Annotated in this window: 17 protein-coding genes and 4 tRNA genes; 16 read left to right on the top strand and 5 right to left on the bottom strand. The window is 48.2% G+C overall.

All coding sequences use genetic code 11. From position 1 onward, the window contains the following. Nucleotides 1-108 precede the first annotated feature (108 nt). From fabB to purF, 10 genes are all read left to right on the top strand, one after another. Entirely contained in the window at nt 109-1,323 is a 1,215-nt protein-coding gene (gene fabB / locus H141_RS0103320; protein WP_019674825.1) for a beta-ketoacyl-ACP synthase I, read from the top strand. 143 nt (nt 1,324-1,466) lie between these two features. Then, nucleotides 1,467-2,591 carry a 4-phosphoerythronate dehydrogenase gene (locus tag H141_RS0103310; RefSeq protein WP_026349198.1) on the top strand — a complete coding sequence of 375 codons (1,125 nt, stop codon included), beginning with the start codon at nt 1,467-1,469 and terminating at the stop codon, nt 2,589-2,591. A 2-nt stretch (nt 2,592-2,593) separates the two neighbouring features. Next, nucleotides 2,594-3,613, top strand: a complete 1,020-nt coding sequence (locus H141_RS0103305; protein ID WP_019674823.1) for an aspartate-semialdehyde dehydrogenase — start codon at nt 2,594-2,596, stop codon at nt 3,611-3,613. 226 nt (nt 3,614-3,839) lie between these two features. Next, nucleotides 3,840-6,581, top strand: a complete 2,742-nt coding sequence (locus H141_RS0103300; RefSeq protein WP_019674822.1) for a FimV/HubP family polar landmark protein — start codon at nt 3,840-3,842, stop codon at nt 6,579-6,581. Between the two features lie 85 nt (nt 6,582-6,666). Next, nucleotides 6,667-7,446 carry a tRNA pseudouridine(38-40) synthase TruA gene (truA, locus tag H141_RS0103295; protein WP_019674821.1) on the top strand — a complete coding sequence of 260 codons (780 nt, stop codon included), beginning with the start codon at nt 6,667-6,669 and terminating at the stop codon, nt 7,444-7,446. Nucleotides 7,447-7,588: 142 nt separating this feature from the next. After that, nucleotides 7,589-8,461 carry an acetyl-CoA carboxylase, carboxyltransferase subunit beta gene (gene accD, locus H141_RS0103290; RefSeq protein ID WP_019674820.1) on the top strand — a complete coding sequence of 291 codons (873 nt, stop codon included), beginning with the start codon at nt 7,589-7,591 and terminating at the stop codon, nt 8,459-8,461. A gap of 15 nt (nt 8,462-8,476) precedes the next feature. Next, a complete protein-coding gene (gene folC / locus H141_RS0103285) occupies nt 8,477-9,742 on the top strand; it encodes a bifunctional tetrahydrofolate synthase/dihydrofolate synthase (RefSeq protein WP_240473087.1) in 1,266 nt (421 codons plus the stop codon). Further along, nucleotides 9,739-10,389 (top strand): SPOR domain-containing protein, encoded by a 651-nt coding sequence (locus H141_RS0103280; RefSeq protein WP_019674818.1) that lies wholly within the window; start codon nt 9,739-9,741, stop codon nt 10,387-10,389. The genes folC and H141_RS0103280 overlap by 4 nt, the downstream gene beginning before the upstream one ends. A 58-nt stretch (nt 10,390-10,447) precedes the next feature. After that, nucleotides 10,448-10,936 (top strand): CvpA family protein, encoded by a 489-nt coding sequence (locus H141_RS0103275; RefSeq protein WP_019674817.1) that lies wholly within the window; start codon nt 10,448-10,450, stop codon nt 10,934-10,936. Nucleotides 10,937-10,956: 20 nt separating this feature from the next. After that, a complete protein-coding gene (gene purF / locus H141_RS0103270) occupies nt 10,957-12,468 on the top strand; it encodes an amidophosphoribosyltransferase (protein WP_019674816.1) in 1,512 nt (503 codons plus the stop codon). Between the two features lie 88 nt (nt 12,469-12,556). Here purF and H141_RS0103265 read toward each other — a convergent pair whose 3' ends face one another. Beyond that, a complete protein-coding gene (locus H141_RS0103265) occupies nt 12,557-13,156 on the bottom strand; it encodes a Yip1 family protein (RefSeq protein WP_019674815.1) in 600 nt (199 codons plus the stop codon). 198 nt (nt 13,157-13,354) lie between these two features. On the opposite strand from H141_RS0103265, the gene miaE reads away from it, so the two are divergent. Further along, on the top strand, nt 13,355-14,146 hold the full coding sequence (gene miaE / locus H141_RS0103260) for a tRNA isopentenyl-2-thiomethyl-A-37 hydroxylase MiaE (protein WP_019674814.1): 792 nt from the start codon (nt 13,355-13,357) through the stop codon (nt 14,144-14,146). On the opposite strand, the gene H141_RS0103255 is transcribed toward miaE, so the two are convergent. Further along, nucleotides 14,124-14,873 (bottom strand): UDP-2,3-diacylglucosamine diphosphatase, encoded by a 750-nt coding sequence (locus H141_RS0103255; protein WP_019674813.1) that lies wholly within the window; start codon nt 14,871-14,873, stop codon nt 14,124-14,126. The genes miaE and H141_RS0103255 overlap by 23 nt on opposite strands. Before the next feature lie 9 nt (nt 14,874-14,882). Further along, on the bottom strand, nt 14,883-15,377 hold the full coding sequence (locus tag H141_RS0103250) for a peptidylprolyl isomerase (protein WP_019674812.1): 495 nt from the start codon (nt 15,375-15,377) through the stop codon (nt 14,883-14,885). A gap of 141 nt (nt 15,378-15,518) precedes the next feature. Between H141_RS0103250 and cysS the strand changes: the two genes are divergently transcribed. Then, nucleotides 15,519-16,898, top strand: a complete 1,380-nt coding sequence (gene cysS, locus H141_RS0103245) for a cysteine--tRNA ligase (protein WP_019674811.1) — start codon at nt 15,519-15,521, stop codon at nt 16,896-16,898. 226 nt (nt 16,899-17,124) lie between these two features. Here the strand turns inward: cysS and H141_RS0103240 are convergent, their stop codons facing one another. Next, on the bottom strand, nt 17,125-17,901 hold the full coding sequence (locus H141_RS0103240; RefSeq protein WP_019674810.1) for a substrate-binding periplasmic protein: 777 nt from the start codon (nt 17,899-17,901) through the stop codon (nt 17,125-17,127). A gap of 248 nt (nt 17,902-18,149) precedes the next feature. Then, entirely contained in the window at nt 18,150-19,010 is an 861-nt protein-coding gene (folD, locus tag H141_RS0103235) for a bifunctional methylenetetrahydrofolate dehydrogenase/methenyltetrahydrofolate cyclohydrolase FolD (RefSeq protein ID WP_019674809.1), read from the bottom strand. Nucleotides 19,011-19,197: 187 nt separating this feature from the next. Between folD and H141_RS0103230 the strand changes: the two genes are divergently transcribed. The 4 genes from H141_RS0103230 (at nt 19,198) to H141_RS0103215 (ending at nt 19,665) form a co-directional block, all read left to right on the top strand. Beyond that, nucleotides 19,198-19,274, top strand: a tRNA-Pro gene (locus tag H141_RS0103230). Nucleotides 19,275-19,388: 114 nt separating this feature from the next. Next, nucleotides 19,389-19,465: transfer RNA gene (locus tag H141_RS0103225), tRNA-Arg, on the top strand. Between the two features lie 25 nt (nt 19,466-19,490). After that, nucleotides 19,491-19,566, top strand: a tRNA-His gene (locus H141_RS0103220). A 22-nt stretch (nt 19,567-19,588) separates the two neighbouring features. Continuing rightward, nucleotides 19,589-19,665, top strand: a tRNA-Pro gene (locus tag H141_RS0103215). Nucleotides 19,666-19,901 lie beyond the last annotated feature (236 nt).

Genomic DNA, 19,901 nt, shown 5'->3' with positions numbered 1-19,901 from the left:
TACGCTGAAAGCTGACCAGTTTTTGTTGCAAAGTCCGTACAATACTTTGCAATATCAGTTAGCAACATCATTATTTTTATCTGCCGCCAGGCAGACATGGGAGAAAGCATGAAAAGAGCCGTTATCACTGGCATGGGTATTGTTTCAAGTATTGGCAATAATCAGGCAGAAGTGCTGGATTCGTTAAAAGCAGGCCGGTCTGGCATTACTGCTTCACCGGAGTTTGTTGAATATGGTTTACGCTCTCAGGTTTGGGGCAATATTAAAATGAACCCGGCTGAGCACATTGACCGTAAAGCAATGCGCTTTATGGGTGACGCTGCCGCCTATGCCTATATTGCAATGCAGGAAGCGATGACTGATGCCGGTTTAACGGCTGAACAAATTTCAGATCCGCGGATTGGGCTGGTTGTGGGCTCAGGTGGTGCATCTTCAAAAACCCAGATTGAAGCAGCTGATACGCTGCGGGAGAAAGGGGTAAAGCGGGTTGGCCCGTACGCTGTGCCAAAAACCATGTCCAGTACCTGTTCGGCGTGTCTTGCCACCCCTTTTAAAATTAAAGGCGTTAACTACTCTATCAGCTCAGCTTGTGCGACCAGTGCGCATTGTATTGGTCATGCTGTTGAACTTATTCAGCTGGGTAAGCAGGATGTGGTATTCGCCGGTGGCGGTGAAGAAGTGCACTGGACCCTGGCAATGGAATTTGATGCGATGGGGGCTTTATCCAGCCGGTATAACGAGACACCGGAACTGGCCTCGCGCACCTATGATGCCGGGCGTGATGGTTTTGTGATTAGCGGTGGTGGCGGCATCGTGGTGGTAGAAGAGCTGGAACATGCTTTAGCCCGCGGCGCCACTATTTATGCTGAAATAGTGGGCTATGGTGCCACTTCAGATGGTTTCGATATGGTGGCACCAAGTGGAGAGGGCGCAGTGCGCTGTATGGAAATGGCCATGCAGGGCGTGTCAGCACCGGTTGACTATGTGAATACCCATGGTACCAGTACCCCGGTTGGCGATGTCAAAGAGCTGGCGGCTATTCAGCAGGTATTTGCCGGAAAGTCTCCTGCTATCAGTGCCACTAAGGCCATGACAGGCCATGCGCTTGGCGCAGCTGGGGTGCATGAGGCTATTTACTCGTTGCTGATGATGAAACATAACTTTATTGCGTCGTCGATCAACATCAGTGAGCTTGACGAGGCGGCGGCTGGCTTGAATATCGTCCGCCAGGCGCAGGATGCAACCTTAAATACCATTATGTCGAATAGTTTTGGCTTTGGTGGTACCAATGCCACCTTAGTTATGCAGCGCTATCAGCCATAAGTTTTGTAGCGACCTTTGTCGAACAAGCCAGACGAAAAACCGTCTGGCTTTTTGTTTTTTTTGCTAGACTGCGTCAGGGTTGTGATAGCCGTCATTACTCGGAATTTCCAGATGTCTCCCACTATTGATGAAGATATATGCTGATGAAAATATACGCTGACGAAAATATGCCACTGGTTGCAGAGTTTTTTAGTCATTTGGGGCCGGTAAGCTTATTTAATGGTCGTGCGGTTACTGCCAGTGAGCTTGCTGACGCTGAAGTGCTGCTGGTACGTTCGGTGACACCGGTTAATCAGGCGTTGCTGGCTGAAAATAAGGTGCTGCGTTTTGTCGGTACTGCCACCATCGGCATGGAGCACATTGACCAGGCTTACTTAGCAGATCGTAATATCAGTTTCAGCTCCGCTCCGGGCTGCAACGCCCAGTCTGTTGTCGAATATGTACTAAGTGCAATCTGGTATCTGGCAGAAAAATATCAATGGCAGCTTAACAGCAAAACCCTGGGTATTGTTGGGGTTGGTCACATCGGTCAGCGCCTGGCAGAAGCTGCGGCGGCTTTGAATATAAAGCTGTTGCTTTGCGATCCACCGCGGGCTGCTGCAGAGCTTGATTTTCGGCATACCCCTTTTGCTGAGGTATGCCGGCAGGCTGACATCATCAGTTTTCATACGCCTATGGTTAAAACCGGGCCGGCGCCAAGCTGGCATTTATTAAATGCGCAAACGCTGGCACTGTTAAAACCAGATTGTGCGCTGATTAATGCCTCTCGTGGTGCGGTAATTGATAACCAGGCCCTGTTGCAGGCACTTAAGCAGCAACCCCGACCTGTCGTGCTCGATGTCTGGGAGCAGGAACCAGATATCCTGCAAACATTGCTGCCTTATCTGGATATTGCCACGGCGCATATCGCCGGCCATAGCATTGAAGGCAAAGCCCGGGGCACGGCAATGCTGTACCAGCGGCTTTGTCAGCACCTTGAGCAGGCACCCCTGCGGCAGCTTGCAACCTTACTGGCAGTGCCAGCAGTGGAAAAAGTGCAGATATCTGATAATTTTGGGCTTCCGGATGTCCAAAATCTTGCGCGAATGTTATATGATGTGCGGCGGGATGATGCATTATTCCGTTTTCATATCCAACGTGAGGGGTTCGACTGGCTGCGAAAGTCTTATCCGCCGCGACGTGAGTTCAGTTCGGTGCAACTTACTGGCAGTAAGTTACCCTGCTGGATGGCGCAGTTAGGCTTTACAAGTCAGCATAAAGGGGTTTAAGCATGGCATCGCAATACAATGTGGCGATTTTAGGCGCAACCGGTTTGGTTGGGCAACATTTGATAGAAATACTGGAACAGCGTGATTTTCCGGTGGCGCAATTATTTCCACTGGCGAGTAGCCGCTCGGCCGGGGGCACCATTACCTTTAAGGGTAAAAAAATAACGGTGCTTGATGCGGATAACTTCGACTGGAGTCAGGCGCAAATCGGTTTGTTCTCCGCCGGTGGCAGTGTTTCCGCTATCTATGCACCAAAAGCGGCTGATGCTGGCTGCGTGGTTATTGATAATACCTCACACTATCGTTACGACGCTGATATCCCGTTAGTAGTTCCCGAAGTAAACGCGTCAGCCATTGCTGATTTTCGAAACCGCAATATTATAGCTAACCCGAACTGCTCTACTATTCAGATGCTGGTAGCACTAAAGCCGATTTATGATGCAGTTGGGATCAGCCGGATTAATGTTGCTACCTATCAATCTGTTAGTGGGGCCGGGCAATCTGCAGTAGATGCACTGGCGCAGGAAACAGTACAGTTGATGAATGGCCGGCCGCTGGAAGGGGAAGGGCAGTTTGCCCGCCAAATCGCATTTAATGTTATCCCGCAGATAGATGTGTTTCTGGATAATGGCTACACCAAAGAAGAAATGAAAATGCACTGGGAAACCCAGAAAATTTTTGCTGACAGCAGCATCGCGGTAAATGCTACTGCGGTGCGGGTACCGGTATTTTACGGTCATGCTGAAGCTGTACATATTGAAACCCGGATGCCGATTACGGTTGAACAGGCTAAAGCACTATTGGCAGAAGCGCCAGGTGTGGTATTACTGGAAGATAACGCCGATTTCCCAACTCAGGTTTGCAGTGCTACCGGCAAAGATGAGGTATTTGTCGGCCGGGTCCGCCAGGATATTTCTCATGAAAATGGTTTGAACCTGTGGGTGGTGGCAGACAATATCCGGAAAGGGGCTGCCACAAACAGTATTCAGATTGCTGAACACCTCATTCGCGACTATCTGTAACCAACTGTATTAAAAGGCTCCTGAGGGAGCCTTTTTTCTGGATTAGGTTTATGCTGGTAACAATGCCGTTGCTGTTTTATATTTTGCGGGCTACTGTTTAGCGGATGATATTCTATTAATCTTGGAACAGTGTTTGCATTGAATTTTGTAATAAAACAGATTTGATGTACAAATCTGCTGTAAAGAAAGCATCAATCAGCTTAGGTTGCCCGGGTAAGGAAAGTTAATGGCACTTCGTCTTTTGTTTTTATTGTTGGTTGTCAATTTCTCGACGCTGCTAGCGGGCGTCGCCTTTGCTGATGAGCCTGCGTCAACTCAGTTGCGCGGTCCAAAAAATACCGATACCGCCCTGATGCAACGCCAGCTGGGGCCGCTTAGCGCAACGGATACTTTGTGGCGAATTGCAGAACGGGTGAAACCCGACGCAGCCGATGTAAGTACCTATCAGGTGATGTACGCCATATATCTGAAAAACCCCAATGCATTTATTGACGGTAACCTGAACCATCTGCGTCCGGGGGCCACGTTGCAATTACCTAATTTGCGCGAAATACGGGCAATTGATATTAATGTAGCTCGTGCCAAGTCAGATTCAGACGATAAAGCCTGGGCTGCACGGGCCAGAGCAACCGGTCAAGCCAGTAGCCAGCCGAGTGCAAGCTCTTCTGTATCCAGTGAGCAACTACAACAGCTTACCGAATTAAAAGATCAGTTTGGCAATTCAGTGCTGATGATAGAAGCGATAGCCAGAGAGAATAATCAGCTTAAAGCTACGTTATCGCAGGTACAAACAGAGCTGCTGGCACTGCAGCAGCAATTAGGTGAAGACAGCAGTTTACAGCAACAGTTAAATACCTTGCTCCAGCAACAAGCCGACATTTTAGCTACTCAGCAAGCGCAGGAGCAGCAGGCAGCCGAGGCAGCAAAAGCATTAGCCGCGGAAAAAGAGCAGGGCACAGATTTCTTTAATAACCCGATAGTATGGGTACTGGCCGCGTCAATTCCGGCATTAATGATTTTATTTGGCGTGGTGTTTTGGTTGAAACGCAGGGGTCAGCAAACTGAGGCGGCGGTGGTTGCCGCCAACAGTGCTGCAGTTCCGCCAGCTGATTATAAATCTCCTTTGCCACCACTCGATGAAAATAATGATTTAGACGACAGTGGCTTATTTGATATTGATGAAAATCTGCTGGACGATGCCTTTGCTGACAATGGTGATTTCGCTGGCACTGAAGTGCTGGACGATAGCTTACCTGATTTTAACGATGACGCGCTACTGGACGATGATGCTCTGCTGGACGACGATATTTTGCTGGATGATGATAGCTTGTTGGCCAATGAAAGCCAGAGTTCAGCATCGGCAGAAGATGAGCTGCTGGACGATTTACTCGATACACCAGACTTAGAGAGTGACTCGGGCAAAGCTGAATTTGATGCCAATAATATTCTGTCTGACAGTGACTTAAATGCATTACTGTCTGCTGAGGATGACGACGACGCCATTATAGAGCTTGATGATGAGCTTGATACCGATTTAGCTGATACCGAACAGTTAACAACTGGACTGTCAGAAGAGGACCTGGTTGATGAGGCAGAGCAGGATTTCACTGTCTCTGAAGCCGACGAAGAGATAATTGATTTGGATGATGGGGAGCTGTCATCAGAGGAGCAAACTCCGTCAACTGCACCTGAAATTGCCGACGAGCCAGATGTTGACGATGATTTACTGGAAGAAATTGAGCTGGATGTCCCGGATGAAGCTGAAGACACAGCGGCGTTGCCTGAGCCAGAGCAGTTTGAACAGCCTGGAGCCGGACAGACAGACGATGAAGAACTGCTATTAAGCGAGGATGAACAGATTCTGGTGGAAACCGACAACACCAGCGAGCCCTTAGTTAGTGAGCATTTTGGCAGTGACGTAAGTAATGATGAGTTAACAGATAGTCAGATAGCCAGTCTGGTTGAAGATGAAAGTTTTGATCGGACCGAACTTGATGCATTTGCAGAGGCTCTGGCACTGGAGACGGGTGAGCAAGCTAACGAAACTGAATCAGCCCAAGATGAGCAGGCATCTGAGTTACTGAGTGCTGAGCTGGATGAGTTGTTGCAGCAGGTTGAGGCGGTAGATCCAGAGCTGGCTGAGACCGGATCTGATGAGGAAGCTAAAACGGAAGTCGAAACCGATGCAGCTGAGAAAGCTGACATTGAAACTGATGCTGGTGCGCAAACAGAGCCTGCTACGACGACTACAGACGACAGTGCTGATGAGTTAGCTGACGATACCGATATTAGCGTTGATAGCGATGGTCCTGATTTACAGAATAATGAAGATGACTCGGTTACCAAACCTTCGGAGGCCGCATTATCCGTTGAGAACCCCAGCAAAATGCTGGACAGTTATCCTGAGCTTGAGCTGAGCGACGAAGATTTTAACGATGAACAGGTACTGGACGACGACGCTGTTAGTGTTGAGATTTCCCCGGCAGATGAGGAAGCTGATCAAAACCTGGCAAAACTGGATGACAGTCAGTTTGATAACTTGTTGACTGAGCTCGAAGCGATGGCACAAACCACCGCCAGTGACAGTGAGGAGTTGAATCTGGATGTGGACGATGTGTTCAGCCCGTCACTGGACGAAGATGAAATAACAGCGTTGTCTGACAATGACTTTGTTGAAATAGATAATTTACTGGCCAGCAGTGAGCAAGTGCAGGAGGATGATGGCCGTTTCGAGCAATTAAATGTTGATGTTGGTCTGGATGAATTCGCGGATGTTATTGGTAATGATAACCCGCAGGATGTTGATACAGAAGACAATGGTTTTGCAGCAAAACTTGATCTGGTGCGGGCTTATTTTGAAATAGATGACCTGGAAAGTGCCGGCCAGATTATTTCAGAGGTGCTGGAGTCTGACGCGCCGGAGCATGTAAAAGCTGAAGCAAAAGCGCTGCAAAAAAAAGCTAAATAGACTGGTGTTCTGTCCTGACCGATTGTCGGGCTGTTATCCGCGATACTCTGCGGTATAATCGGTGCGGTTTATCAGAGGGAACCCCATGCGAATAGCTTTAGGTATTGAGTATGACGGCACTGGTTTTTTTGGCTGGCAACGCCAGCGTGAAGTGAACAGTGTGCAACAAGAACTGGAAACAGCACTTACTAAAGTTGCCAATGGTCCGGTTGAAGTGTTTTGTGCCGGCCGCACAGATGCCGGAGTGCATGCTACCGGCCAGGTAGTCCACTTTGAGACTGATGCCCTACGCGATGATAAAGCATGGATAATGGGTACTAACAGCCAGTTACCTGATCAAATAGCAGTGCGCTGGGCCAAGCCGGTAGCTGACGACTTCCATGCCCGTTTTAGTGCCACTGCCCGTCGCTACCGCTACGTAATTTATAACCAAAAATTCAGACCAGCTATTTTGCGTTCCGGGCTCAGTCATTATCATCAGCAGTTGGATATCAGTTTGATGCAGCAAGCGGCGCCAGTGCTGATTGGCGAGCATGATTTTAGTGCATTCAGGGCTATGCAATGTCAGTCAAAAACACCTTTTCGTAATATTCATCATATAGAGTTAAGCCGGGTGGGTGACTATCTGGTATTGGATATTAAAGCCAATGCTTTTTTACATCACATGGTGCGTAACATTACCGGCAGTTTGCTGGAAATTGGTATGGGACGTAAACCTGTCGACTGGTTAAATGAGCTGCTGCAAAGCCGAAATCGCAATCTGGCGGCGGCCACAGCGAAGCCGGGCGGCCTGTATTTGGTCGAAGTTGATTACCCTGAGCACTATGCGATACCCAAAGTAGCGCCAGGACCGTTATTTTTATAACGGCTGCTAAGACCAGTTTTTTATATTCTGTTAGCGGGTGTTTATGCTTTAATAGCGCCCGTTTAGTTTTATTTCGGCGTTTTTTGACGTATTTTGTCTTATGTTAGGTCTAACGTCTGATCCCAGTTGATAGGAATGCATTATGAGTTGGCTAGAAAAAATCCTGCCCAGAACCTCCACCTCGGCGCGTCGTAATATTCCCGAGGGCGTCTGGACCAAATGCAGCGCCTGTGACGCTGTATTATACAAAGCTGATCTGGATCGTAATTTAGGCGTTTGCCCTAAGTGTGATCATCATATGCGGGTAAACGCCAGAACCCGCCTGAATCACTTCTTTGACAGCCATTCCACCACCGAACTGGCGGCTGAACTTGAACCCCAGGATTTACTGAAGTTTAAAGACAGCAAGCGCTATAAAGACCGGATTACCGCCGCTCAGAAGCAAACTAATGAGAAAGATGCCATGATTGTAATGCATGGCACCTTGCATGGTATGCCGATGGTTGCAGCGTCATTTGAGTTCGAATTTATGGGCGGCTCTATGGCATCTGTAGTTGGTGCCAAGTTTGTGGCCGGGGTAGAGTATGCGCTTACTCATAAGGTACCTTTTGTCTGCTTTTCTGCCAGTGGTGGCGCGCGGATGCAAGAGGCGCTGTTTTCATTAATGCAGATGGCAAAAACCTCGGCGGCTCTGGCCAAACTGAGTGAGCAGGGCCTGCCTTATATTTCTGTACTAACCGACCCAACCATGGGTGGCGTTTCGGCCAGTTTAGCAATGTTAGGGGATATTAATATTGGTGAACCCAAAGCGCTGATTGGTTTTGCCGGCCCCAGGGTTATTGAGCAAACAGTACGGGAAAAACTGCCGGAAGGGTTCCAGCGCAGTGAGTTTTTACTGGAACATGGCGCGATTGATATGATTGTTGACCGCCGGAAAATGCGCGATACAATTGCCCGCCTTGTTGCCAAGTTTATGCAGCTGCCGGCGCCGGTTTCCGAGCACGACGCTGCTTAGGAATATATGTCAGACATGCTAACGTCAAGCCAATCGCGCCACACTCTGGCCGATTGGCTTTATTATATTGAGCAAAGCCACCCCATAGATAAAATTGAACTTGGCCTGGAAAGGGTAAGCAGGGTTGCCGATCGTGCGGCATTAGCACAGTTACCTGGTAAAGTGGTGCTGATTGCCGGCACAAACGGTAAAGGGTCTGTCGCCCGTACCCTTGAGCAATTATTGCTGGCACAGGGATTCAGGGTGGGTGTCTACAGTTCTCCGCATTTGTTGCGCTTTAACGAACGGCTGCGGCTTAACAACCATGATGTGGACGATGCACTGTGGGTGGACGCCATGGCCCGGGTTGAGGAGTTACGCGGCGACACTGCGTTAACCTACTTTGAATTTACCACTCTGGCTGCATTCGCAATTCTGAAACGTCAGCCAGTCGACTTTTGTCTGATTGAAGTGGGACTGGGTGGCCGGTTGGATGCGACTAATATTGTTAACCCCGATATCAGTGTGATTACCACCATAGATTTAGATCATCAGGACTGGCTTGGTAATGATCGGGAGACTATCGGCTTTGAAAAGGCGGGGGTGTTTCGTCACGCTAAACCTGTGGTTATCGGCGACCTTATACCACCGGTGAGTGTAATAGCCAGAGCGGTTGAACTTAATTGTCCGAAACTGACAGTTAATCAGGACTACTTTTATCAGCAGAGCGCAGATAGCTGGAGCTGGCACTGCGGCGCAGTCAGATACCAGAATTTACCGATTCCCGGCTTGCCAGTGCAAAATGTTGCAACCAGCCTGGCGGTACTTAGTCAGTTGTCATTATTGCCTGAGCATATGTTGTTAAAAAAAGTACTGTTGGAGTTAAGCTTGCCTGGCCGGATGCAATACTTGCAACACCGGCCGGCGATAATTATTGATGTGGCGCATAATCCGCAGTCGGCGCGCTATCTGGCGACTAAACTGGCAGCGCTAAAGCCAGACTATCGCAAAGTGCATGGGTTAGTGGGCATGTTAAAAGACAAAGACATCGCCGAGGCGTTGGCGCCCTTGACCTCTGTAATTGATCAGTGGCATCTTAGCAGCTTGCCAGGTGCGCGCGGGGCTCCAGCTGCTCAGCTTGCAGCGGCGCTTGCTCAGGCTGATTGTCAACAGTATCCAGACGTGAAATCTGCATTTAGCCAGTTATGTTCTAAGTTGCAACAGGATGATTTATTAGTTATTTTTGGATCGTTTGTCACAGTTTCAGCAGTGCTGGCAAGCTATTATCAGGAGGCAACATGACCGCGGGATTTAAGCACAGATTACTCGGAGCCACTATTTTGATATTAGCTGGTATCATCTTTTTGCCTGATTTACTGGATGGCGAAAAACAAGTGGTGAAAGACGATTTTAAAGTTATCCCCGACCGACCTGAATTTCAGGGAGTGCAACAACCAGAACCTTTCGATCAGGCCGCATTTGACAGCGCCAGCAGCATCGCGGCAGCCTCGCAAGTGAATGAAAACGCGTTGGATGAGGAGTCTGGTAATAGCTCAGCAGCCAGTGAGCAGAGCGCTGACAGTTTGCCGTCGCAAACCTATGCCCAGGTTACCCTCAACGGTGAAAACGTTGCAGTTACCAGCAAGGAGCCTGCAGTTGGCAACGAACCTGCAAACGCCACAGCTGTTGCCGAAAACGCCTGGGTTGTGCGGGTAGGCAGCTTCAGCAATCCGCAAAATGCTAATGCTTTGGTGGCGAAACTCCGGCAGCAGGGTTATGTTACATTTACCCGTGACATTACTAACAGTAATGGCCAAAAGTTAACCAGTGTGTTGGTGGGGCCTGAACTTCGGAAAGCCCAGCTGGAACAACAGGTTGAGCAGCTACAGGAATTGACGGGGATAGCTCGTTTGGTCGTTAGTCGTTATCAGGTGACTGAAAATAATTAGCCAAGCAGCAGCCTGTTTGGTAGAATGCGCGCCGTCATCAGGCATCCTTTGGTAGCAAATGGTTTGGGTTGATTTTGTTATACTGGCAATTATTGCCTTATCGGCTGTCATCAGTCTGATCCGCGGTTTCGTCAAAGAAGCTATCTCGCTGGTAGTATGGTTTCTGGCCTTTTTTATTGCCAGCCAATATTATCCAAAACTAGCATCACTTTTTACCAATATTACTGACCCCACAATTCGCAATGCTTCTGCCATTGCTATTTTGTTTGTCTGCACGCTGATCCTTGGCGCTCTGATTAATTTTGTAATCGCTAAGTTAGTACAAAGCACGGGATTGTCGGGTACTGATCGGGTACTAGGTCTGGTATTTGGCGCCCTGCGGGGCGTGCTGGTGGTAAGCGCAGTTTTATTTTTTATGGATGCTTTTACCCCGGCGGCGCAAGCCCTCTGGTGGCAGAAATCGGTATTGATCCCCGAATTTGGTTTTATTATCGAATGGTTTTTTGAGTATTTGGAAAACCATTCAAGTTTTATGCAAAAGCCTTAGGGCTGGCGAGGAAATAATCAATGTGTGGTATCGTTGGAATCGTAGGTAAGTATCCGGTCAATCAGGCGCTGTATGATGGTCTGACAGTGTTACAACATCGGGGCCAGGACGCCGCAGGCATTGTTACCGTTGATAACAATACCCTCAGATTACGTAAGGCCAATGGCTTGGTCAAAGATGTGTTCGAAACCCGGCATATGCAACGGTTGTCAGGCAATATTGGGATTGGCCATGTTCGCTACCCCACTGCAGGTTCATCGAGTACTGCCGAAGCTCAGCCGTTCTACGTGAACAGTCCTTTCGGAATTGCTCTGGCGCATAACGGTAACTTAACTAATTCGCACGAATTAAAAGAAGATATGTTTCGGCTGGCTCGCCGCCATATTAACACCACGTCAGATTCTGAAATTCTGTTAAACATTCTGGCGCATGAGCTGCAGGCGAAGTCGACGATGCAGTTAGAGCCAGAACAGATTTTTAATGCAGTTGCCAGTGTGCACCGGAAAATTCGTGGTGGTTATGCTGCTGTAGCCTTAATTATTGGTCATGGTCTGGTGGCGTTTCGTGATCCCAACGGGATCAGGCCACTGGTGATGGGCAAGCGCGAAACGGCTGCCGGTACCGAATATATGGTGGCATCAGAAAGTGTGGCGCTGGATGCGGATGGCTTTACCGTGTTACGGGATGTGTCACCCGGCGAAGCTGTATACATTACTGAGCAGGGTGAGTTATACAGTCAGCAGTGTGCAGAAAACCCTAATTATACACCCTGTATCTTCGAATACGTTTATTTTGCCCGTCCTGATTCCACTATCGATAATATTTCGGTGTATGCTTCAAGAGTGGCGATGGGTAAGGTTCTGGGCCAGAAAATTAAGCGTGAATGGGCCCATTTGGATATTGACGTGGTTATCCCAATTCCTGAAACAAGTAACGATGCGGCGTTGGAAATTGCTAATGAATTGCAACTACCTTTCCGTCAGGGATTTGTTAAAAATCGTTATATCGGCCGTACTTTTATTATGCCTGGCCAGGTTCAGCGCAAGAAATCTGTTAAGCGTAAACTGAATGCTATCTGGCAGGAGTTTAAAGGTAAAAATGTCTTGCTGGTTGATGATTCGATAGTACGCGGTACTACGTCTGGCCAGATTATCGAAATGGCGCGGGAAGCCGGTGCTAAAAAGGTTTACTTTGCCTCAGCTGCTCCTGAAATTCGCTTTCCGAATGTTTACGGTATAGATATGCCATCAGCAAATGAATTAATTGCCCATGGCCATGATGTTGAAAGTATTTGTGAAACCATCGGTGCAGATGGTCTTATCTTCCAGTCGTTGCCAGATTTAATTGCTGCAGTTCGTTCTGAAAACCCGGAGATTAAACGCTTTGAAACATCGGTGTTTGACGGCCATTATGTGACTAATGATATCGATCAGGATTACTTAAACCGGCTGGATCAGACAAGAAGTGATGACGCTAAAGCACATACTGCGATGTCAATGGCGACCAACTTAGAAACTTATAACGAAGGCTGAGCTTAGCTCAATCAATAAGTTTATCGAAATGAAAACAGGCGCCTTTCAGCGCCTGTTTTATTTGAACATCACTAACATTTTCTGAATGTCAGTGAGTATAGGTTGGTCCAAAGCCCGACATCCATAATATTACGGTAGTTGCCATCAGCACCGCCAATAACGTTAAGCCGCCGGTAACAACTGAGCTGGCATAAATAAAACCACGCTCTTCCGGAATATGCATTAAAATTGGCACACCTACGTACAGTAAATATACCGAGTATGCCAGGCCAACCAGGCCGACACTGACCACGAACCATAGCTCTGGGTAAAGTGCTGCAAACCCTGCCATGAATAACGGGGTAGAAGTATAAGAGCACAATTCGACAGTTTGAGTATAGGTTGGCTCAGCACCAAAAGTATGCGCCATCCAGTGAGCCAGCCAGGCCAGGGTGAATACGCCGATTATCAGACCACAGTACATTGCTACAGACATAATCAGTGCGCTTTGCGAAGTCAGTTTTATCGGGTCGCCAACACCGATGCTCCAGCCCAGGTGAACCGCAGAATAATAGGCACAAATTGCCGGGATCAGCGCCACAATCATAATGTGGGCCATGCTATAACGAAAACTTTCGTGTCTGGCATCAATGGTATGCCATTCTTCTTTCGGGTGGGCATATATGCCCCATAAATGGTTTAGTATCATAATTATTATCCTTTTTACTACGCCCCTCATATCGGGCAACCATTTATATAGCCACCCTTAACTCAGTTATGACTAAAACTTAGTCATTCGTCAAGCTACTTGCACTATTTTTCAACTAAAGCAGGCATTCAGATCAAACTTGGTCGTGCGCAGCCCTTTAGGTATAATGTGCCAACTTTTTCTGGTATAGCAACTACTATGCAACGCAGTGAATTGCAACAACTGTTACAACCCATCAGCGCCTTTTTAGACTGCGCCACGCCAACTGGCTGGCTTGAGCAGGCAGCACGACCAGAGAGTCTGCCAACCTTACTGCGGGATCATCTGATTTGCGAATTAAAAGCTGCGCAAAGTGCGATGTACCTGATCCGTCGCTATGCGGTAGATGCCAGCAGCGCCGATGCCTTGTTGCAATGGCTAAAGCCCTTTGAAGATTTTACCTATCGCCAGCAGGGCGATTGGCGGAGCCTGGCTGGCCTTAGCTTAAAAAAGTCGATGATCCCACAGGCCAGCAGCCGCTATGCCCAGGATTTAATCGATAAAATGGTATTGCTGATTAAAGAAGAGTTGCATCATTTTTACCAGGTGCTGGAAGTGATGGCTGACAATGGTATCGCTTACGAGAAAACCACATCCAGTCGCTATGCCAAAGGCTTGCTACGCCATGTACGTACCTATGAACCGGCAGCCATGGTGGATAAACTGATCTGTGGTGCATACATAGAAGCACGTTCGTGTGAGCGGTTTGCTAAACTGGCACCGTTATTACCGCTGAAAATCGCTGATTTTTATATCTCGCTATTACGCTCTGAAGCACGCCATTATCAGGATTATTTAACCCTGGCGCAGCAAATTGCTGATAGTGATATCAGCGACAGGGTAGCTTTTTTTGGTAAGGTAGAAGCCGGGCTGATAACAACACCCGACCCGGACTTCAAATTCCATAGCGGCTGCCCGCTAACCGTGATTAGTGATCAGACAGCGGCGTAAATACCAGATCCCACTTTTCCGCCGATACCATTAAATAACTACTTTGGCTGTACCAATCGCCAACAACATAACGCTCGCCAGGCAAGCCATTAATATCTACCTGATGCACTGCCGGGCGGTGGGTATGGCCATGAATAAGTCGGGTTACACCGTATTCTGCCATCACTCTGGGCACTTCGCTTGGTGTAACATCCATAATTTGCGGTTGTTGTTGTTGGGCGTAATGTTCTTTATGCTCAGCACTTTTGCGTCGGGCTTTAGCTGCCAATCGTTGACGAAAGGCTAAAGGTGTTTTTAGCAGTAACCATTGCCACCAGGGTTGGTTCCACCATTTTCGAAACTTCTGATAAGCAATATCCAGAGTGCAGAGGCTGTCGCCATGCATAATCAGGGTTGGGGTACCGTATAAATCAATAACCTGCTGTTGCGGTAACAACTGCATACCAGCGCGGCTGGCATAGCCCTGGCGTAAGATAAAATCACGATTGCCGTGAATAAAGTATATTGGTACCTGCTGGCTCAGAGTTGTTAATGCTGTTGCAACAGTATCAAGCAGTGGCTCCGGGTTGTCATCGCCAATCCATACTTCAAACAAATCACCCAGAATATATAGTGCATCTGCTTTAACGGCTTGCTGTTGTAAAAAACGCAGGAAAGCAGTGGTGATGTCTGGCCGATCTGCAGCTAAATGCAGATCGGCAATAAACAGCGTGTGCTGGTGTTGCATCAACAACGCTTAAGCAAGCAGCTCGGCTTTTTCAATCACTACCGGCTCAACTGGCACATCGCTGTGGCCGGCAAAACGACCGGTTTTCACCTGGCGAATCTTATCTACCACGTCCATACCGCCCGTCACTTCACCAAATACACAGTAACCCCAACCCTGGCTTGACTCAGCGCTGTGGTTTAAAAAGCTGTTGTCAGCAATATTAATAAAGAATTGGCAAGTAGCAGAGTGCGGGTCATTGGTACGGGCCATCGCGATAGTGCCTTTGCTGTTGGCTACTTCATTATTGGCTTCATTTTTAATGGCGGCTTTGGTTTCTTTCTGATCCATATCCGGGGTAAAACCACCGCCCTGGATCATAAAGCCATCAATTACCCGGTGAAAGATGGTGCCATCAAAAAAACCGTCTTTGACATAGCTGATAAAGTTTTCCACGGTAACCGGGGCTTTATCGGCAAACAGGTTAAGGGTAATAACGCCATAATTGGTATGTAAATTAATCATTGAATAGTGTCCTCTGTTTGAATGGCGTCATTGTAACTCAGCTACGGCATTTCATAAAGCAAGGATAGCGGCTACTGTTTGCCGGTGGTACACTATCGGGCTGAATATTATGCCGTTATAACGTCGTCTCTGAGGATACTCATGTTACAAATCTACAATACCTTAAGCCGTAAAAAAGAAGTGTTTACTCCGATTGAGCCTGGCAAAGTGGGTTTGTATGTTTGTGGTATCACCATTTACGATTATTGCCACGTCGGCCATGCCCGTACTTATGTCGCTTTTGATGTGATTAACCGTTATCTGCGGTTTTGCGGTCTGGATGTAACCTATGTGCGCAATATTACTGATGTTGACGATAAAATTATTAAGCGTGCTGCCGAAAATAACGAAAGTTGCGATGCCTTAACGGCCCGCTTTACCGAGGCGATGCATGCCGACTTTAATGCCCTTGGTCTACTACCCGCTGATATAGAGCCGCGGGTTACCACCCATATGGCCGAAATTATTGCGTTAATTGAAACTCTGATTGCCAAAGGCTATGCCTATGTGGCGGCAGACGGCGATGTGTTGTTTGACGTCAGCAAATACGATGCGTACGGTGAGCTAAGCCAGCAAAACCTTGAGATGCTGCAATCCGGCTCGCGGGTAGAAGTGGCCGACAATAAAGACGATCCGCTGGATTTCGTATTATGGAAAGGCGCTAAGCCGGGTGAGCCATACTGGCAATCGCCCTGGGGTAACGGCCGGCCGGGCTGGCATATTGAATGTTCGGCCATGAGCGAAAAACACTTAGGCCAGCATTTTGATATTCACGGTGGCGGCTCTGACTTACAGTTTCCGCATCATGAAAACGAAATTGCCCAGTCGACTTGTGCCCATGGCCATAAGTACGTTAATACCTGGATCCACACCGGTATGGTACAGGTAGATAAAGAAAAAATGTCTAAATCCTTAGGCAATTTTTTTACCGTTAAAGATGTGCTGGCTGAATATAACGCCGAAGCGGTGCGCTACTTTTTATTATCCAGCCATTATCGCAGCCAGTTAAATTATTCGGCTGAGAACTTAACTCAGGCCCATGCGGCCCTGGGGCGTTTGTATACTGCGCTGCGTAATGTGACCCCAAGCCACAGCATTGACTTAAAAAGCCCCTATATCGCCCGGTTTAAAGCGGCGATGGACGATGATTTCAATACTCCGGAAGCCTTACCGGTATTGTTTGAACTGGCCCGCGAAGTTAACCGCTTTAAAGAAACCGAACCTGCTAAGGCTGCCGAGCTTGCCGGGATATTAAGCTTATTAGCAGGTGTGCTGGGCTTATTGCAGGGGGATGCTGAGCAGTTCTTACAATCAGGCGCGTCAATGGATGATGTGGCTGAAATAGAAACATTAATTGCCCAGCGCAACACCGCCCGCGCTAACAAAGACTGGGCAGCAGCAGACGCCGCCCGCGATGCGTTAACGGCCAAAGGTATTATCGTAGAAGATAAAAACGGCGTAACCAGCTGGCGGAAAAGCTGAATATATGACCGTGAGAAAAAAACCGCCTGTTGGCGGTTTTTTTATTAGTGCATTACCGCGCGTTCGATAGCAAAACCCTGGGACAGCCAAATCTTTTTGAAGTTTAGCCAATCCTTTATTAAGCCTTGGAGGGCGGTTTGTTGATGACTCGGCGCGCCCCATGACCAGCGCCAGCCGCCAGTTGATCGATGCCGAAGCTACACCTTGCTACCCTGCTGATTGCGCACTAGTCTAAATACTGCTGGTATAGTTGCTGGTAGCGATCACCGGACTTGAGCTGCTGCAGACCTTGCGCAAAGATTTTGGCTAACTCAGGGTCACGAAAAGCAACTTTGGTGTATTGACGCTGTGGGAATAAAGGATGGATCTGCACCTCTGCGGTGGTATCAAACGTATTGGACAGCAAGCGACGGTACCAGCTGAAAATAGCCCGGTCTATCACGATAACATCGGTACGATTAAGCCAGAACATGGCATTCTGGTTGTATTGACTCAGTTCCTGATAACCTTGATTTGGATATTGCCCTTTGCCGTATAAGTGATGATAAACCGGGCCGAGCGGTGTTTCTGGCTGACTGGCTCCTTGCCATGAAACAACTGAATACTGGCGTAAATCACTGACAGATCCCAGTTGCACTTTTCTGGATGCCTTGCTGACAGCGATATTCTCATAGTAGCTGAACTCATCTACATAATGCAGATCAGCTAAAAATTCACTGCCAATGCCTGCCGCTACATCCAAATCGGGAAAGTTAATTAAAGCACGGTTCAATTGATGAAACGGCAAGACAACAAACTCAAGTTGGTAGCCTGAAGCGGACATCGCTTCTTGAATAATATCAACTTCAAGCCCGGATATATGCTGAGCGTCTGAAATAACAAAAGGCGGTTTATCTGCACCTAATGCCACCAATAAGGTAACAGGTGGCTCTGGAGCGGTAGCCCATGAGTTCAGGGTAATACAAAAGAATAGCCATACGGTCAATTTGGCGGATGCCAACATAAAGCAATGCCTTTCTGCCATAAACGATTTTAGTATGGCATTATTATTGGTTGTTAGAAAGTTAGTATAGCAGCACTGTTGGAAATACTATTTCAGGTGATCTTTTGGCAGTTGTGTTTGCCCTAATACGGCGACGATCAGGATAGGTTGTAAACGACGAATATGGCTAATCGCGCGATGTAGTCAATATAATTAAATCATGTGGTTTGCTCAAAAAGGCAGCGAAAGTAGTCGCTGCCTTTTAATGCTTAGTGCTTGTCGTGATAAAGCTCGCAGGCTTCCAGGGTGTTTTCGATTAAGCTTGCAACGGTCATCGGGCCAACGCCGCCTGGTACCGGTGTAATATAGCGGGCATGCTTAACTGCTGTACCGTATTCGACATCGCCCACCAGCTTGCCACTGTCGAGCCGGTTAATACCAACATCAATAACAAGGGCGCCGGGTTTTATCCAGTCCCCGGGAATAAATTCCGGCCGGCCAACGGCGACTACCAGTAAATCAGCGCGGCGAACCTGGGCTTCCAGGTTTTTAGTAAATTTATGACAGACGGTGGTGGTGCAACCGGCCAGTAACAGCTCAAGCGCCATGGGCCGGCCAACAATGTTAGAGGCACCGACTACCACAGCATCCATACCTTTGACATTCACGCCGGTGCTTTGCAGTAGGGTCATAATGCCTTTTGGGGTGCAGGAACGCAGTGCTGGCATGCGCTGAGCTAAACGACCGATATTGTATGGGTGAAAACCATCGACGTCTTTATGCGGCGCTATCCGCTCTAAAATGGCTGATGAATCTAAGCCGGCGGGCAACGGTAGCTGCACCAGAATGCCGTCTACAGTATTATCATTGTTTAGCTTGTCGATTAAATCAGCCAGTTGTTGCTCTGTGGTATCTGAGGGCAGGTCATAGGATACCGAGTGAAAGCCTACTTCTTCGCAAGCCTTACGTTTGCTGCCAACATACACTTGTGAGGCAGGATCAACACCTACCAGCACTACGGCTAAACCTGGCGCTCTTTTGCCTGCTGCGACCCGGGCTCTTACCTGGGCAGCGACTTTATCTTTGGTTGCCTGGGCTACTGCTTTGCCGTCAATAATTTGTGCTGTCATACCGGAAATTCTCTGTCACGTTTTGATGATGCTATTTTCGCACAGCAGCCGCCAGAACTCCATCCTGAGCTGCTAAAGCAAATAAAGGTTCAAATAAGCAGCAATCGGTTGAATTTTGCAAAAAAAGGTTTGACGCCTTAGGTGGCGAGCGTTAATATTCCGCCCCGTTGCAGCAGTGCAGCGAAGTCGGTGATTGGCGCAGCTTGGTAGCGCACTTGGTTTGGGTCCAAGGGGTCGCAGGTTCAAATCCTGCATCACCGACCAATTTTAAAAAGGTCAGGTAAACACGTGGTTTGGGTACTCTTAATCCATGGGTCGCAGGTTCAAATCCTGCATCACCGACCAATTAGTTTTATAGCTTGGTAAGGGTTCGATTGTGCGCCCGTAGCTCAGCTGGATAGAGCAACGCCCTTCTAAGGCGTGGGTCATAGGTTCGAATCCTATCGGGCGCGCCATAACAAGCGCAAGACAGTTTCAGTGGTGGTTGTAGCTCAGTTGGTAGAGCCCCGGATTGTGATTCCGGTTGTCGTGGGTTCGAACCCCATCATCCACCCCATCTTTCCCTGAGTTCTTATAGTCGGTGATTGGCGCAGCTTGGTAGCGCACTTGGTTTGGGTCCAAGGGGTCGCAGGTTCAAATCCTGCATCACCGACCATTCTCCCTGAAGTTAAAATTAGCGCACTTGGTTTGGGTATTCTTAATGCCACGGGTCGCAGGTTCAAATCCTGCATCACCGACCATTCTCCCTGAAGTTAAAATTAGCGCACTTGGTTTGGGTATTCTTAATCCCACGGGTCGCAGGTTCAAATCCTGCATCACCGACCATTCTCCCCAAAGCTTTAATAAACGCACCTTATTTGGGTATTGTTCTGCCTGAATTTATTCATTTCA

Source organism: Arsukibacterium perlucidum DSM 18276, assembly GCF_000382165.1.
GTDB lineage: Bacteria > Pseudomonadota > Gammaproteobacteria > Enterobacterales > Alteromonadaceae > Alishewanella > Alishewanella perlucidum.
Note: the sequence above shows the minus strand (reverse complement) of the source record. Positions and strands in the feature narration are given on the sequence as shown.

Coding starts and splice junctions, on each gene's coding strand:
- truA (WP_019674821.1), top strand. CDS start 6,667: ATGCGAATAGCTTTAGGTATTGAGTATGACGGCACTGGTTTTTTTGGC.
- H141_RS0103300 (WP_019674822.1), top strand. CDS start 3,840: ATGGCACTTCGTCTTTTGTTTTTATTGTTGGTTGTCAATTTCTCGACG.
- cysS (WP_019674811.1), top strand. CDS start 15,519: ATGTTACAAATCTACAATACCTTAAGCCGTAAAAAAGAAGTGTTTACT.
- folD (WP_019674809.1), bottom strand. CDS start 19,010: ATGACAGCACAAATTATTGACGGCAAAGCAGTAGCCCAGGCAACCAAA.
- H141_RS0103255 (WP_019674813.1), bottom strand. CDS start 14,873: ATGCAACACCAGCACACGCTGTTTATTGCCGATCTGCATTTAGCTGCA.
- accD (WP_019674820.1), top strand. CDS start 7,589: ATGAGTTGGCTAGAAAAAATCCTGCCCAGAACCTCCACCTCGGCGCGT.
- H141_RS0103305 (WP_019674823.1), top strand. CDS start 2,594: ATGGCATCGCAATACAATGTGGCGATTTTAGGCGCAACCGGTTTGGTT.
- miaE (WP_019674814.1), top strand. CDS start 13,355: ATGCAACGCAGTGAATTGCAACAACTGTTACAACCCATCAGCGCCTTT.
- H141_RS0103250 (WP_019674812.1), bottom strand. CDS start 15,377: ATGATTAATTTACATACCAATTATGGCGTTATTACCCTTAACCTGTTT.
- fabB (WP_019674825.1), top strand. CDS start 109: ATGAAAAGAGCCGTTATCACTGGCATGGGTATTGTTTCAAGTATTGGC.
- H141_RS0103275 (WP_019674817.1), top strand. CDS start 10,448: ATGGTTTGGGTTGATTTTGTTATACTGGCAATTATTGCCTTATCGGCT.
- H141_RS0103265 (WP_019674815.1), bottom strand. CDS start 13,156: ATGATACTAAACCATTTATGGGGCATATATGCCCACCCGAAAGAAGAA.
- H141_RS0103310 (WP_026349198.1), top strand. CDS start 1,467: ATGAAAATATACGCTGACGAAAATATGCCACTGGTTGCAGAGTTTTTT.
- purF (WP_019674816.1), top strand. CDS start 10,957: ATGTGTGGTATCGTTGGAATCGTAGGTAAGTATCCGGTCAATCAGGCG.
- H141_RS0103240 (WP_019674810.1), bottom strand. CDS start 17,901: ATGTTGGCATCCGCCAAATTGACCGTATGGCTATTCTTTTGTATTACC.
- H141_RS0103280 (WP_019674818.1), top strand. CDS start 9,739: ATGACCGCGGGATTTAAGCACAGATTACTCGGAGCCACTATTTTGATA.
- folC (WP_240473087.1), top strand. CDS start 8,477: ATGCTAACGTCAAGCCAATCGCGCCACACTCTGGCCGATTGGCTTTAT.